Genomic DNA, 14,244 nt, shown 5'->3' on the forward strand with positions numbered 1-14,244 from the left:
CCTCTTGGGCCGTTAAAAAGTTCTTTAGTTTATTCTGGTATTCCCTGTGCGCTTGGGCGGCAAATTATATAGAGCGATGGTCTCGAGCCATCTAAAAGCTCTAAAAAGGCAATGCGAGACGGTATGAGCGATTCCGACATTGATCCGGGAATTCGTATATTCGCCGACCGCGAGTCGCAGGCGGAAACCGCGATTGTCGCGCTGATCGCCGAAGATGAATTCGCCCGGGCGCGGATTCTGATCCCCGATTTGAATGCCTATTGCGACTATGAGGACTGGAGAGAATCGCGCGAGGGCTTTCAGATGGGCCTTGCGATGGCCGGCGTCGACGTGAGGATGGCGCCCATCGCCCTGACGCCGTTCCTCATATGGAGCCGCCTGACCGGGACCCCTCCCAGCGAGCGTTCGCTTGACGCTTTCGCCTCGACGATCCTGCTGTTCCGAACTTCGCCCGAACCGATCGTGTTCGCCGTGATCGACGAGCAGGAGTTCGAAGCCCATTCCCGGGATGTCGCGGCGTTTGCAGCGCATTGCGACTACCAGCAATGGTTGCGCCATCGGCGGGCGACTCATGCGCGGGCCGCTATGTCCGGCCGGCATATCGAAGAATTACCAATTTCGGTCAGTGATTTTTCCGCATGGAGCGCGTGCGTCGCGGATATTTGCGAACCATCGATCAATCGATACGCACATCTCTTGCTCGAACATCTTGCCTGCGATTTCGGCGAATAGGAATCGTCGACGGCGAGTCTTTTGACAGTTAACCAATTCGATTAGAACCCCTTTACATCGATTCATCTTTTGTTAACCTCGCTCATCGTTCAATGTTGAGTGAGTTTTTTTATGGATGCGGGGATCGGCGGCACGAGTTCACGATTTTCGGATCGTGTGCACCGGTTGCTCGAAAGAGTCGAGCATCGTTGCGCCACGACACGCAGCGAAAAAGAGGCGGCCTATCGGCTTCGATATGAGGCCTATATTCGTCAGGGGTTAATTGAGCCGCGCGCCGATGGCCGGCTTTATGACGAAGGGCTCGACGACGCGCCAAACGCCTGGATTACTCTGACGCTCATCGATGGCGAGCTGGCCAGCACGTTGAGAATCCATGTCGCGGCCGACGAAAGCACGGTGCTTCCCTCGCTTGGCGCCTTTTCCGACGTGCTCATGCCGCGCCTTCGCATGGGTCGCGTGATTGTCGACCCGACGCGCCTCGCCGCGAAGCTCGAATTTGCCAGAAGGTTTCCGGAACTTCCCTACATCGCGCTGCGCCCAGGCTGGCTGGCGGGAGAATATTTCGGAGCCGACTACGGCCTTGTCTCCGTTGTCGAGCAGCATCAGGCCTTCTATCGACGCGCGTTCGGCTATGAATCATGGTGCGAACCGCGCGACTATCCCGGCTTCAATCATAAGGTCGCCTGCATGGGCCTCGATTTTAGCGCCCACAAGGAGCGCGTCGAGAAGCGCTATCCCGTCTTTCGTTCGACATGGGCCGAGCGCCAAGCGTTGTTCAACCGCCGGCCGGCGCGGCAAACGCACCTGCCAGCTTTTCCTGAAGGTTGGCTTCGCGCCATGGCGGGGTGAGAGCGTTCGGGACGCCATGACCATCCGTTTAGCGCAAATCGATGACGCGCTTTGCTGGAGCGCGCGGCGAAAAAGCGGATGCCGGTTTTTCGCAAATTGCGCGCGTTTTTGCGGAATCTAAAGCGGGGTCCCGTGCAAATCGTCGCCGCCCAGGCTCGCGGATTCCCTACGATCCCTGTGCAAATCTGAATAATAGGCGCGCTTCGCCGCATACATCTCGGCGTCCGCCCTGCGCACGACCTCTTCCAACCGTTCTCCCGGCTGTCTCGTCGTCGCGCCCATTGCGAAACTCAGCGCCAGGCCCGGATAGAACTGATTGTTGAGCTCGACCAGTTTGCCGATGTTGGCGATCATCGCCTCGCCGTCGCGCTGCTCGCTTCCCGGCATGAGGATGACGAATTCATCGCCGCCGATGCGCGCGGCATGGCAGGGCTTTTCGACCAGCTTGTTCAGGACTTCGCCGGCGCGCCGCAGAAGCTCGTCGCCGACCGCATGGCCGAACTGGTCGTTGGCGGCCTTGAGATCGTTGACGTCGACGACGACAACGGTGACGGTCGCAGGGCCCGTGCGCTCGAGCCGATTCAATTCGTCAACGTAGAAGGAGCGGTTGTAGAGTTTGGTCAGGACGTCATGCTTGCCCAAAAACTCGAGATAGGCTTCGGCTTTCTTGCGGGCGGAAATGTCGGTCAAGGCGACCTGGACCAGCGACCAGTCGCTCTCCCGGCCGGGGAACACGGAAAATTGCAGATGAAGATGCAGGACCGCGCCGTCGAGCGCATAATTGACGACTTCGCGCTGCTGAAAGAGCTTTCCATTCCACAGGTCGATCAATTGCTCGCGGAACGGCTGCGTCGTCGCGTCGCGGAAGATGTCGCGGAGGCGGAAAAGCAACGTCTGCTTGTCGGGCGCCCCGAAAAGCGTCAACGTGTGGGCGTTGACGTCGACTACGCGAATTTCGCTCATGCAGCGTTGAACGAATTCGGGATGAACATCGGTGAAGACGCGAAAGTCCTCGATGCCCCGCTCGCGCACCTCGTCCATCAGCAGCTTGACGGCGCTGAAATCCTCCACCCATAGCGAAATCGGCGAATGTTCGAACAGGCCGCGCGAATAATCCTCGCTGAGCGCCAGCAACCGGCGCGCGCCTTCCCGCTCGCTGACATCTTCGACGGCGATCAGCACGCGTTCCCAGCTCGCCTCGTAGCCGGGCAGCACCGCGCCTTTGAGCTGGATGTCGATGCGGCGGCCTGAGAGAGAATAATTGACGCCGTGACTGACAAACTCGGCCTTACCGTCCCAGAGCTGAACGAGTTCGTCGACAAGATTGAGAAACATTTCGTCGCGAAAGATCGCGTCGAGGTTGGCGACAAGATGAGGCAGATCGTCGACCTCGAACAACGAGAGCGTTCGGCGATTGACCCTTACGATCCGCATGTGGCTGACGCAGGCTTCGACCCGACTCCGGTCCGCGACGAGATAGCGGCGCAGATCGGCGATGCCTGCCTGGCGCCATTCATCAAGCAGGACCTTGAGTTCGCTGTAATCCTCCAGCCATAGCGAGACCGGCGCCACTTCGAACATGTTGGAATCGTCGCCAAGATTGTCGACCGCGGGAGCAACGAAGTCATTGTTGGAGACGAGCTTCATCGAATGTCTTCTCCGTCGCGCGAAGCGACAAGAACAGGAAGGCCGCGGCGGCCGGATTCGTAACGCTAGACCTATCAGGCTTACGAAAAGTAACCAATCCGCGCCGCCGCCGGTAAAGACGATGACGTCAGCACGGCGATGGTCGTCCGACTGGCGAGAATGCAGGGAGCGCGACGCTGGCAATCTTCATTCTGGTCGGCGTCGCCGCGATCATCCGGTTTCGCCCGGACGCGCCCAACAGGGTCGAATCCAGCGCTATTGTCTCGTCCACGCCGGCACGAGGATCGCGCGGAAGTCGTTGACATTGGTGCGCGTCGGGCCGGTGACGATGAGGTCGCCGAGGCCAGAGAAGACCGTATAGGCGTCATTATTGGCCAGATGCTTGACGACATCGACGCCGGCCGCCGCAGCGCGCCGCAGCGTATCGGGGCCGATGATCGCGCCCGCATTGTCCTCGCTGCCGTCGATCCCATCGGTGTCGGCGGCAAGCGCCGAAATATTGGCGCGGCCGCCTAGCGCTATCGCGAGGCTGAGCAGGAACTCCGCATTGCGGCCTCCCCTGCCCTTGCCGCGCACGGTGACGGTCGTCTCGCCGCCCGAGATGATCGCGCAGGGCGGCGCGGCGGGTTGGCCAAAGCCCGCCGCCTGCAACGCGATGCCGGCGTGGACGATGCCGCATTCGCGCGCTTCGCCCTCGATCGCGTTGCCGAGAATGAGCGGCGCAAAGCCCGCTTGCTCTGCGACTTTCGCCGCCGCTTCGAGCGAACCCTGCGGCGTCGCGATCAGAATGTTGGCGACATTGACGAAGCTGGCATCGCCAGGCTTGGGCGTTTCGGCCGCCGGATTCGCCAATTGTTTGAGCACAGCGGGCGAGGCCTCGATGCCATATTTTTGAAGCACCGCCAAGGCGTCCGCCTGCGTCGTCGCGTCAGGAACCGTCGGCCCCGAGGCGATCACCGAGAGATCGTCGCCCGGCACATCCGAAATGATCAGGCTGACGACGCGGGCGGGCGCCGCGGCGACGGCGAGGCGCCCGCCTTTGATCGCGGAGAGATGCTTGCGCACACAATTCATCTCGCCGATATGGGCGCCGCTGCGCAGCAGCGCGCGATTGATCGCCTGCTTGTCGGCGAGCGTGATGTCGCCATCGGGCAAAGCGAGCAGCGCGGAGCCGCCGCCGGAAATAAGGCAGAGCACGAGATCGTCGGGGCCGACGCCTTTGACAAGATCGAGGATCGCGCGGGCGGCGGCGGGCCCTGCCACGTCCGGCACAGGATGGCTGGCCTCAACGACCTTGATGCGTGTGGTCGGCGCGCTATGGCCGTAACGCGTGACGACAAGGCCTTCGAGCGGGCCCTGCCAATGCGCCTCGACAGCGGCGGCCATCGCGGCGGCGGCCTTGCCGGCGCCAACCACGATCGTGCGCCCCTTGGGCGGAGCTGGCAGACAAGGCGGCACGCATAGCGCAGGGGCAGCGGCGTTCACCGCCGCGTCGAACATGGCGCGCAGCAAGGCCCGATGATCGGCCGCCATGATTCGCCCCTTCAAGCGCTCTTCTTGCCGACCTCGTGATCGGCCATGATTTCCAGCGCGCGCACCATCGCCGAATGATCCCACGCTTTGCCGCCATGGGCGACGCAGGCGCTGAACAATTGCTGGGCCGAGGCTGTGTTGGGCAGGGAGACGCCCAGCGCTTTGGCGCCCTGCAGCGCGAGATTGAGATCCTTCTGGTGCAATTCGATGCGAAAGCCAGGATCGAACGTGCGCTTGACCATGCGCTCGCCATGAACTTCGAGGATTCGCGAAGCGGCGAAACCGCCCATCAAAGCCTGGCGCACGCGGGCGGGATCGGCGCCCGCCTTGGAGGCGAAGACCAAGGCTTCGGCGACCGCCTCGATATTGAGCGCGACAATGATCTGGTTGGCGACCTTGGTGGTCTGCCCGTCGCCATTGCCGCCGACCAGCGTGATGTTCTTGCCGAGCTTCTCGAAGATCGGCTTCACCGTAGCGAAAGCCTCTTCCGAGCCGCCGACCATGATCGTCAGCGAGGCTGCTTTCGCGCCAACCTCGCCGCCCGAAACCGGCGCATCGAGATAATCGGCGCCGAGCGCCTTGATCTTTTGCGCGAATTCCTTGGTGGCGATCGGCGAGATCGAACTCATGTCGACGACGATCTTGCCCTTCGCCAAGCCTTCGCTGACGCCCGCCTTGCCGAACAGAATGTCTTCGACATCGGGCGTATCAGGCGCCATCAGGATGACGATGTCGGATTTTTCTGCGACCTCCTTGCCGCTGGCGCAAGCGATTCCGCCCGCCTTGACGAGCGCCTCGGGGACGGTGCGGCGGGTGCGCAGGAACAGCGTGTGGCCGGCGGCGATGAGATTGGCCGCCATGGGCTGGCCCATCACGCCAAGGCCGATGAAACCGATCTTGCTCATATCGAAAACTCCTGGAGCGCGTTTAGGATTGATAGGGCTTCATCCAGCCAAGGCCCGCAGCCGTATTGGTGAGCGGCTTATATTCGCAGCCGATCCAACCGGAATAGCCGATCTTGTCGATATGCTTGAACAGGAAGGGATAGTTGATTTCGCCGGTGCCCGGCTCGTTGCGGCCGGGATTGTCGGCGAGCTGGATATGGGCGATGCGCGGCAGGTTGGCCTCAATGGTGCGGGCGAGATCGCCCTCCATGATCTGCATGTGGTAAATGTCGTATTGGACGAAGAGATTGTCCGACCCGACCTCGTCGATAAGGCGCAAAGCCTGATCGGTGCGCGTCAGGAAGAAGCCGGGGATGTCGCGCGTATTGATCGGCTCGACCAGCAGCTTGATTTTCGCCTTGGCCATTTCGCTGGCTGCAAAAGCGAGATTGTCGACGAGAGTCTTATGGAGCGCCTTGGCGTCGGCGCCTTTGGGCGCGACGCCGGCGATGCAATTCACCAGGCCGCAGCCAAGCGCGCCGGCATAGTCGATCGCCTGGTGAACGCCGCGACGGAATTCCTCGACGCGATCGGGAAAAATTGCAATACCGCGCTCGCCCGCCGCCCAATTGCCGGCCGGCAGATTATGCAGCACTTGCGTTAGGCCATTGTCACTCAGCCGCGCGACGAGGTCGTTTTTTTTCTCCTCGTAGGGAGACATATATTCCACGCCCTTGAAGCCGGATTTCGCGGCGGCGGCGAAGCGGTCGAGGAGCGGCAGGTCGGTGTAGAGGAAGGTGAGGTTAGCGGAAAATTTCGGCATGGCTTGGTCCTTTGGATATTAAGTTTGAGGCTACTCCACCGTCATGGCCGGGCTTGTCCCGGCCATCCACGCGGCGCCACTGCAAACAACCTTCGATGTCAGCGGAGGCGGTTCGGCGTGGATGGCCGGGACAAGCCCGGCTATGACGGCGTGAGCAAATTGCCCCCTCACGTTCCCGCATTCTCGATCACGCCCATGTCTTGGCTGTCCTTGATCGACAGGTTCGGATCGAGGCATAGGATTTCCTCGAATTCATTGACGTTGTTCACTTCGGTCCCCATCGCGATATTGGTGACGCGCTCCAAGATGAACTCGATCACGACCGGCACGCGGTGCTCTTTCATCAAAGCTTGCGCCTTGGCGAAAGCGTCCTTGAACTCGTTCGGGCTTTTCACCCGGATCGCCTTGCAGCCCAGGCCTTCGGCGACCGCGACATGGTCGACGCCATAGCCGGCCGGCGCATCGCCCTCCGGCGTCGCGTTGATATTGTCGAAGCCCAGCGAAACTTCAAAGTCCATCTGGAAGCCGCGTTGCGCCTGACGGATCAAGCCGAGATAGGAATTGTTCACGACCACATGCAGATACGGCAGTTTATGCTGCGCGCCAACCGCCAGTTCCTCGATCATGAATTGGAAATCGTAATCGCCCGATAGCGCGACGATCGTCTTGTCGGGATGGGCGGCGCGCACGCCGAGCGCCGCCGGCAAGGTCCAGCCGAGCGGCCCCGCCTGACCGCAATTGATCCAGTTGCGCGGATGATAGACATGCAGGAATTGCGCGCCAGCGATCTGCGAAAGGCCGATCGTCGTGACATAACAGACATCGCGCCCGAACGCTTCGTTCATCTCTTCATAGACGCGCTGGGGCTTCAGCGGCACCTGGTCGAAATGGCTCTTGCGCAGCATGTTGTTCTTGCGATGCAGGCATTTGGCCGCCCAGGCGTCCCGCTTCTTGAGCCCACCTTTCGCCTTCATCTCCTTGGCGACTTCGGTGAACAGTTTCAGCGCCGCCTTGGCGTCGGAGACGATGCCGAAATCCGGGCCGAACACGCGGCCGATCTGCGTCGGCTCGATATCGACATGCACGAACTTGCGGCCCTTGGTGTAGATGTCGACTGAGCCGGTGTGACGATTGGCGAAGCGATTGCCGATGCCGAACACGAAATCGGATTCAAGGAAAGTGGCGTTGCCGTAGCGATGGCTCGTCTGCAATCCAACCATGCCCGCCATCAACGGATGGTCGTCAGGGATCGTCCCCCAACCCATCAGGGTCGGGATGACGGGAACGCCGGTCAGTTCGGCAAACTCCACCAGCAGGTCGGAGGCGTCGGCGTTGATGATGCCCCCGCCCGCAACGATCAACGGACGCGCCGAAGCGTTGAGCATTTCAATGGCCCGCTCAGCCTGCGCGCGCGTGGCGGCGGGCTTGTAGACGGTCAGTGGCTGATAGGTGGAATCGTCATATTCGATCTCGGCGAGCTGCACGTCGATCGGCAGATCAATCAGCACCGGCCCGGGCCGCCCCGAGCGCATCACATGAAAAGCCTGCTGGAACACCATCGGCACCAGCGCGGGCTCGCGCACCGTGACCGACCATTTGGCGACAGGCTTGGAAATCGACTCGATATCGACCGCCTGGAAATCCTCCTTATACAACTTGGCGCGCGGCGCCTGGCCGGTGATGCAGAGGATCGGAATGGAATCGGCGATCGCCGCATAAAGCCCGGTGATCATGTCGGTGCCCGCCGGCCCCGAAGTGCCGATGCACACCCCGATATTGCCAGCCTTGGCGCGCGTATAGCCGTCCGCCATATGCGAGGCGCCTTCGACATGTCTGGCGAGGATATGGCGGATCGACCCGCGCGCCTTCAGCGCCGCGTAAAGCGGATTGATCGCCGCGCCCGGCACGCCGAAGGCGCAAGTGATCCCCTCTTTTTCGAGCACGCGAACAGCGGCCTCGATCGCTTTCATCCTGGCCATGGCGGTTCTCCCGATTGCAGATGTCCGAGCGGCTCGTCGTCTGCGTTAATGGAATTGAACCGCGCCGGCTCTCCTTCCCCCCTTGTGGGGGAAGGTGGCCCGACGAAGTCGGGTCGGATGAGGGGTGTCGAGCGAAGCGAGACGGCTTCGAACCGCCTCGCCGCAAGCCGTCGCGCTACGCGCGACTACCCCTCATCCGTCATGCTCCGCATGACACCTTCCCCCGCAAGGGGGGGAAGGGGCGTCCCTCTTCAAATTCCAAAGAAACAGACAACAAGCGTTTTCAAGGCTCCTGTTATCCCCGAGGATAGCGCCTTTCTCAACGGCGGCGCATTTCTTTTCCGTCAGATGGGAGGATCATAGAATTTATAAATATTTCAATAAGTTAGATGAATTCAAAAATAGAAAGCGGGGGCGCGGAGCCAAGTCGTCGTCACATAGGCGCCCGGCGCAAATGCCTGAGACCGAGACAATATCAAGACGCATCTTGCCCGCCTCGCATCGGCGCCTCCGCATCCCTCCGCACCTCCGTCCTATGCCATCCCTCCGCATGCTTGCGCCAATAGAGCTCCTTCAGCCTCGCCGATAGTGGCCCCGGCCGGTCATTCCCCAGAATGCGCCCGCCGACACGCGACACCGGCATCACGCCGCCCGCCGTCGTCGCGAGAAACACTTCGTCCGCATCCTCCAGCAAGGCGCGCGGGATGGGCGCGATCTCGGCCGGGATGCTGAGTTCCGCGCAGAGCTCCAGCACCGATCGCCGGGTAATGCCGTGCAGGGCGCCGCGATCGGGGGTCAGCACGCGGCCGTCCTTGACGACGAAGATGTTGAAGCCGGGGCCCTCCGTCGCCATGCCGGCGGAATCGCAGAGAACGACGGTGTCGAAGCCATGGTCGTGCGCCTCCATCAATCCGCTGGTGAGGTCGCTCCATTGGTGGTTCTTCACCACCGGATCGACCGAGGCGTCCGGCACGCGCGGCGTCGAGGCGATCCACAGATGCGCGCCGCGTTCCTGCACGTCGGGCGGAACCACGTCGATCCAGGGGATGGCGTAGGCGATCAGGTGGTTCTCGCAATCCGCCGGCCGACGCGAGCCGAACACACGCGGGCGACCACGACTCGCAACCATGGCGACATAGGAATCGGCAAGGCCGGTTAAAGCGACGCAGCGATGCAGGATCGCCTCGATCGTCGGACGATCCTCCGGCAGCGCGAGCCGGCGCGCTTGCATCGAGCGAGCGAAGCGGTCGAGATGATCGTCCAGCCGGAAGAAGCCGCCGCGAAAGACATGGACCACGTCATAGACGGCATCCGATCGCGTGAACCCCCAGTCCAGCACGGATATCCCCGCCTGCGCGATCGGCATGAAGGCGCCGCGCACATAGGCGGCGCCAGAGGAATATTCATTGGCGGCGGGTTTGGCGGTCGAGACGTCCATCCGATTCTCCTGGCGGTCTGCTCACGCGGCGCGCGGGCGAATATCCCGCTCGATCGCCTGGCCGCTCTCCAGCTTCGCCCTGGTGAGGTCGTGCATCCCTTGCAGATTCATCCAGAATTCGGGACTCGTGCCTAAGAAGCGCGCCAGCCTCAAGGCGGTGTCCGCCGACACAGCCCGCTCGCCCTTGACGATCGCACCCATGCGGGTCGCAGGCACGCGCAACGCCATGGCGAGCGCGTTCACCGAAAGCCCTAGCGGTTTCAGGAATTCCTCAGCCAGCATCTCGCCGGGATGGGTGGTCGGGCGATTGGGCGTGGCGGCGCCCCTAGTGGCAATCGACGATTTCGACATGTTCCGGCCCCCTATTCCTCATTCACCTAACAACTTGCTCCGCCTACCCCCCAACCGCCCTGATCGTCTGCTCGACCGACGCGCCGGGAATGCGGAACAGGCCCGTGAAAGGCTCGTTCAATTCGAGGATCAGGAAAACCGCGCTGGCCACCGCGAATGAGCCGAAAGCCAGCGCGACGACGCTTGTAGGGTTGAAGCGAGAGAGCACGCCAAACCCGCAGAACAGCAGCATCGCCCAGGACACGACGATATTGAGCAGCGGCCAGGAGACCGGGCTGGCCAATTGCAGCGACATCAGCAATCGGGTCTGCTCGATAATCGAAGCGTTGACGCCGATCGTTCCGATCAGTTGCGTCTGAACCGGCGTCTTCGGGTTGAGCGAGGCGATGCCCTGGTTCATCAACAAGAACATTGGCAGATAAGCTTCAACTTCAAGCTCTTTCGGGTCCGTGTCGCCGCCGCCCCAGATCGTGTGATAGGATCGCTTCAGCGCTCCTTTGAGACCGTCGCGCAAGGGCTGCGCCTCCGGCCCATATTGAACAAGCGCCATATCCAGTTGGATCGAACGTGCGCCAAGCGTTTCGACATTGGCCTTTTGGACGGCGAAAAACCCGTAAGCCGAGCCAACCAGCGTCCCCAGCACCAGGGCCAGCAACAAAGTGACGAGACCCATGATCGCGCCGATCATGTCTCGCGCGCCGGTCGTCATATGGTTTTCCGGCAACAGCTTTTGCAGAAACAAGCCGAAAATTCCAAGGCCGAACGTCAGAATGCCGACGGCGCAGGATATGAAAATGGTTGACATGCTTGCCCCCTAAAATGCCCGTCCCGCGCGCCGGCGCGGCCTTGGCGTAATGCGGTAAAGTGAACCCCGATCCCCTTCTAACCGGTCGGCAGCCGGCCGCCCAGCGCCAGCGTCAGTTCGCGTGCCGTCTCGCGCACGAGCCGCCCAAGCTCAGGCACACGCGCCTTGGGCACGCGGCTCGCGAGCCCCGATACCGATATCGCCGCCAGCGCTTCGGCCTGATCGTTGTAAACCACCGCGGCGACGCAGCGCATTCCCACCAGAAATTCCTCATCGTCGAGCGCGTAGCCGTCGCGGCGCACGGCTTCCAGCGCGTCGCGCAATTCGCCGGCGCGCACGACGGATTTTGGCGTCAGACGCTTCATGCCATGGCGCTGAATGATGGCGACGACATCCTCGTCCGCATAGGTCGCCAGAATCGCCTTGCCGATGCCGGAGGTGACCATCGGCGCTCGCCCGCCCACCCTCGTGATCGCGCGCATGATCTCGCGGCTTTCGACTTGGGTGAGCACGATCACCTCGCCATCGTCGACGACGGCGAGATTGGCGGTTTCGTGCGTAAGGTCGCGCAGGCGGCGCAGGAAGGGCAGCGCCGGCGCCACAAAATTGCGCCGCCGCACGAAAGCCGAGCCGACCGCAAAACTCTGCCGTCCGATATGCCACATCCCGTCGCTTTGATCGAAGGCGACAAAGCGGCGTTTTTCGAGAGTGGTGAGCAGCCGATGCGCGGTGGACGGCGATAGGCCCGTGCGGATCGCCAGATCGGTGAGCCGATAGCCTTCTTCGTCTTCGCCCAGCGCCTCAAGCAGGAGCATCGCCCGATCGACCGACTGAACCGCGCCGCCTTTGGCGCCTTCGTCTTCGTCCATGGGCTTCAGATTGGGCTTGGGCGCGCGACGCTTGAGGCCGGCTTTCATGGGGCGAATCCGGGTTGCCCCGGATTCGTAGAGTTCCTTGCGCGGCTTTGCAATTGGCTGGACGCGAGACCCTTCTCTCGCCCAAGGCGGGAGAAGGGATTTGCCGCCGTCAGTTCAAACCGAGCGCGCCGCGCAGTTTGGACAGGTCTTCGGCCAAAGCGGTGACCGGGCCTTTCAACGCGGTGCGGTCGGCCTCAGTGACCTTATCATAGCTCTGCCAGCCATTGCCGACCTTATATTTGGCGAGGATGCCGTCGACCGCCGCGAAATTCTTGTCGACCGCGGCGCTCAGGGCCGGATCGGCTTTCACCGTCAGCGGATGCAGGAGATCGACGATCTTCTTGGCGCCGTCGACATTGGCCTGGAAATCATAGAGGTCGGTGTGGCTGTAACGATCTTCCTCACCGGTGATCTTGGTCTTGCCGACTTCCTCGATCAAAGCCGCGGCGCCGCCAACCATTTTCTCCGGCGGGATCGTCAGCGTCTTGATGCGGCCCTGCAATTCGACCACATCCTTGTTCAGCTTGTCGGCGAGGGGGGCGAGGCCATCCGTGCTCTTCTTCTCGAAGAGACCGTATTCGATGCGGTGGAAGCCGGTGAAGCCGTCATCGGCCTCCTTCTTCTCGTGATCGTCGGCGCGCGAGTCGATGCTGCCGTCGAGGTCGTTGAACAATTCGGCGATGGGCTCGATCGTCTCATAATTGACGCGGGTCGGCGCATAGAGCGCCTGCGCCTTCTTGAGATCCCCAGCCTTTACCGCGGCAGTGAACGCGGCGGTCGTCGTCACAAGGCGGTCGACGCCTTTGGCGACGAAAATCTTGTAGTTGGAGACGGGGCCGACGAGATCCATCGGCGCCGCCTGAGCGGCGAGCGCGAGGCCCAGGCTGGATGCGCCGATCAGAAGGGCAGTGCGTATCGATTTCATTTCGTTTCCCTCAGCTTGATTTTCTTGGGGTGGGATGGGCGGAATCGCCCGGCAGCTCGGTCGCTTCGATAAGCGATTGGCCGAGATAGAGACCCTTTGCAGGGACGCCGGGCAGCGCGAAAAAAAAGCCGCCGCCGACAGGTTTGATATATTCCTCGAGAGGCTCGCCATTCAGACGCTTCTGCACGGCGAGAAAGCCGTTCTCCAGATCGGCCTGAAAGCAGATGAACAGCAGGCCCATATCGAGCTGGCCGGCCTTAGTGACGCCGCGCGAGTAATTATAGGGACGGCGCAGGATCAGATTGGCCTGACTCTCCGCCGTTCGCGGATTGGCGAGCCTGATATGCGCGTCGAGCCGGATGCGCTCGCCCTTCGGATCGCCGGCATAATCGGGAATGTCTTGTTCGGCGGCCATAGTCAGCGGCGCGCCGGTCTTCTTTTCGCGGCCGATGATCGACTGCTGTTCCTGCAACGGCGTTCTGTCCCATTGCTCGACGAAATTGCGGATGATGCGCACCACTTGATAGCTGCCGCCCGCCGCCCATGCCGGCTCCGCCGATTCCGGCGCGACCCAGACCAGGCGATTCATCGCGGAATTATCGTCAGGATCGGGATTGGCGGTGCCGTCCTTGAAGCCCAAGAGGTTGCGCGGCGTGAACGGCGGCTGGTTGGCGCCGCGCGCCGGCGCATTATAGCCGTCGACCTTCCAGCGCAAGGCGAGGAGATCGGGAGAATTCTTGATGACGTCGCGCAAAGCATGAATGTTGGTGTCGGGCGTATCCGAACAAATCTGGATGAGCAGATCGCCGTGGCAGGATTCGGCCTCCAGGGCGTCATTGGGAAATTGCGGCATGCGTTGAAGGTGGGTCGGCTTGGCGCCCGCCAGCCCGAAGCGGCCATCGAACAGCGATGCGCCAAGCGCCACCGTCATCGTCAGATTGCCTGGCGTCACGACCGGGCCGAGCAGGCCGGAATCAAGGGCGGGAAATTTCGGATCGATTTCCGGCGCCGGGCCCCCTTGCGTGAGAAATTCGATGCGCTCGGTCAGCTTACGCAACAGGCGTTCGAGGTCGCCCCGCGTCGCAGCCAGCACGTCGAACGAAACGACAAGGCCCGCGGGCGGACGAGCGGTCGTCACGCCCGATTGATGAGCGCCGTAGAAAGGCTGCCGCGCCTCCAGAGCCTGATCGGGCTGCGACGCTTCGCCCGCGGTCGAAGCGCCGAACGCGGCCCCCGGCGTCAAACCGCTGGCGACGGCGCCGCCGGCGAGCCCAAGGCCGAGCAGCATTTTGCGGCGATCGGGCGAAGCGGGCTGCGCATCGCTTGAATGCCTGTCTTGCTTGGGGCGGTCATTCATGGGC

The 14,244-nt window shown here is 62.1% G+C and carries 13 protein-coding genes; 2 read left to right on the top strand and 11 right to left on the bottom strand.

Annotated features, from left to right (window positions below; all coding sequences use genetic code 11):
- Positions 1 to 123 precede the first annotated feature (123 nt).
- Entirely contained in the window at positions 124 to 732 is a 609-nt protein-coding gene (locus tag GSQ90_RS28630) for a hypothetical protein (RefSeq protein WP_158818402.1), read from the top strand.
- Between the two features lie 111 nt (positions 733 to 843).
- A complete protein-coding gene (locus GSQ90_RS28635; protein ID WP_158818403.1) occupies positions 844 to 1,581 on the top strand; it encodes a hypothetical protein in 738 nt (245 codons plus the stop codon).
- A 117-nt stretch (positions 1,582 to 1,698) separates the two neighbouring features.
- On the opposite strand, the gene GSQ90_RS28640 is transcribed toward GSQ90_RS28635, so the two are convergent.
- From GSQ90_RS28640 to efeB, 11 genes are all read right to left on the bottom strand, one after another.
- Positions 1,699 to 3,228, bottom strand: coding sequence for a sensor domain-containing diguanylate cyclase (locus GSQ90_RS28640; protein ID WP_158818404.1), 1,530 nt, complete (start codon positions 3,226 to 3,228; stop codon positions 1,699 to 1,701).
- A 255-nt stretch (positions 3,229 to 3,483) separates the two neighbouring features.
- Positions 3,484 to 4,761, bottom strand: coding sequence for a glycerate kinase (locus GSQ90_RS28645; protein WP_158818405.1), 1,278 nt, complete (start codon positions 4,759 to 4,761; stop codon positions 3,484 to 3,486).
- A gap of 11 nt (positions 4,762 to 4,772) precedes the next feature.
- Complete coding sequence (gene glxR, locus GSQ90_RS28650) at positions 4,773 to 5,666, bottom strand: 2-hydroxy-3-oxopropionate reductase (protein ID WP_158818406.1); 894 nt, start codon at positions 5,664 to 5,666, stop codon at positions 4,773 to 4,775.
- Positions 5,667 to 5,688: 22 nt separating this feature from the next.
- Entirely contained in the window at positions 5,689 to 6,468 is a 780-nt protein-coding gene (gene hyi / locus GSQ90_RS28655; RefSeq protein WP_158818407.1) for a hydroxypyruvate isomerase, read from the bottom strand.
- A gap of 167 nt (positions 6,469 to 6,635) precedes the next feature.
- On the bottom strand, positions 6,636 to 8,447 hold the full coding sequence (gcl, locus tag GSQ90_RS28660; RefSeq protein WP_158818408.1) for a glyoxylate carboligase: 1,812 nt from the start codon (positions 8,445 to 8,447) through the stop codon (positions 6,636 to 6,638).
- A gap of 475 nt (positions 8,448 to 8,922) precedes the next feature.
- Positions 8,923 to 9,885 carry an aminotransferase class IV gene (locus GSQ90_RS28665; protein WP_158818409.1) on the bottom strand — a complete coding sequence of 321 codons (963 nt, stop codon included), beginning with the start codon at positions 9,883 to 9,885 and terminating at the stop codon, positions 8,923 to 8,925.
- A 21-nt stretch (positions 9,886 to 9,906) separates the two neighbouring features.
- Positions 9,907 to 10,236 (bottom strand): HigA family addiction module antitoxin, encoded by a 330-nt coding sequence (locus GSQ90_RS28670; protein WP_158818410.1) that lies wholly within the window; start codon positions 10,234 to 10,236, stop codon positions 9,907 to 9,909.
- Positions 10,237 to 10,279: 43 nt separating this feature from the next.
- Positions 10,280 to 11,041: a hypothetical protein gene (locus GSQ90_RS28675; protein WP_158818411.1), complete on the bottom strand. Its 762-nt coding sequence runs from the start codon at positions 11,039 to 11,041 to the stop codon at positions 10,280 to 10,282.
- 77 nt (positions 11,042 to 11,118) lie between these two features.
- Positions 11,119 to 11,910, bottom strand: coding sequence for an IclR family transcriptional regulator (locus GSQ90_RS28680; RefSeq protein ID WP_371418510.1), 792 nt, complete (start codon positions 11,908 to 11,910; stop codon positions 11,119 to 11,121).
- 157 nt (positions 11,911 to 12,067) lie between these two features.
- Positions 12,068 to 12,883, bottom strand: coding sequence for an iron uptake system protein EfeO (gene efeO, locus GSQ90_RS28685; protein WP_158818413.1), 816 nt, complete (start codon positions 12,881 to 12,883; stop codon positions 12,068 to 12,070).
- Between the two features lie 10 nt (positions 12,884 to 12,893).
- Entirely contained in the window at positions 12,894 to 14,240 is a 1,347-nt protein-coding gene (efeB, locus tag GSQ90_RS28690) for an iron uptake transporter deferrochelatase/peroxidase subunit (protein ID WP_158818414.1), read from the bottom strand.
- Positions 14,241 to 14,244: the final 4 nt, after the last annotated feature.

Origin of the sequence: Methylocapsa sp. S129, from assembly GCF_009765995.1 — a bacterium.
In the GTDB taxonomy this organism is placed as follows: Bacteria; Pseudomonadota; Alphaproteobacteria; order Rhizobiales; family Beijerinckiaceae; genus Roseiarcus.

Bases quoted from the DNA above. Each gene is read 5' to 3' on its own strand.
- GSQ90_RS28630 (WP_158818402.1), top strand. From the start codon at position 124: ATGAGCGATTCCGACATTGATCCGGGAATTCGTATATTCGCCGACCGC.
- GSQ90_RS28635 (WP_158818403.1), top strand. From the start codon at position 844: ATGGATGCGGGGATCGGCGGCACGAGTTCACGATTTTCGGATCGTGTG.
- GSQ90_RS28640 (WP_158818404.1), bottom strand. From the start codon at position 3,228: ATGAAGCTCGTCTCCAACAATGACTTCGTTGCTCCCGCGGTCGACAAT.
- GSQ90_RS28645 (WP_158818405.1), bottom strand. From the start codon at position 4,761: ATGGCGGCCGATCATCGGGCCTTGCTGCGCGCCATGTTCGACGCGGCG.
- glxR (WP_158818406.1), bottom strand. From the start codon at position 5,666: ATGAGCAAGATCGGTTTCATCGGCCTTGGCGTGATGGGCCAGCCCATG.
- hyi (WP_158818407.1), bottom strand. From the start codon at position 6,468: ATGCCGAAATTTTCCGCTAACCTCACCTTCCTCTACACCGACCTGCCG.
- gcl (WP_158818408.1), bottom strand. From the start codon at position 8,447: ATGGCCAGGATGAAAGCGATCGAGGCCGCTGTTCGCGTGCTCGAAAAA.
- GSQ90_RS28665 (WP_158818409.1), bottom strand. From the start codon at position 9,885: ATGGACGTCTCGACCGCCAAACCCGCCGCCAATGAATATTCCTCTGGC.
- GSQ90_RS28670 (WP_158818410.1), bottom strand. From the start codon at position 10,236: ATGTCGAAATCGTCGATTGCCACTAGGGGCGCCGCCACGCCCAATCGC.
- GSQ90_RS28675 (WP_158818411.1), bottom strand. From the start codon at position 11,041: ATGTCAACCATTTTCATATCCTGCGCCGTCGGCATTCTGACGTTCGGC.
- GSQ90_RS28680 (WP_371418510.1), bottom strand. From the start codon at position 11,910: ATGGACGAAGACGAAGGCGCCAAAGGCGGCGCGGTTCAGTCGGTCGAT.
- efeO (WP_158818413.1), bottom strand. From the start codon at position 12,883: ATGAAATCGATACGCACTGCCCTTCTGATCGGCGCATCCAGCCTGGGC.
- efeB (WP_158818414.1), bottom strand. From the start codon at position 14,240: ATGAATGACCGCCCCAAGCAAGACAGGCATTCAAGCGATGCGCAGCCC.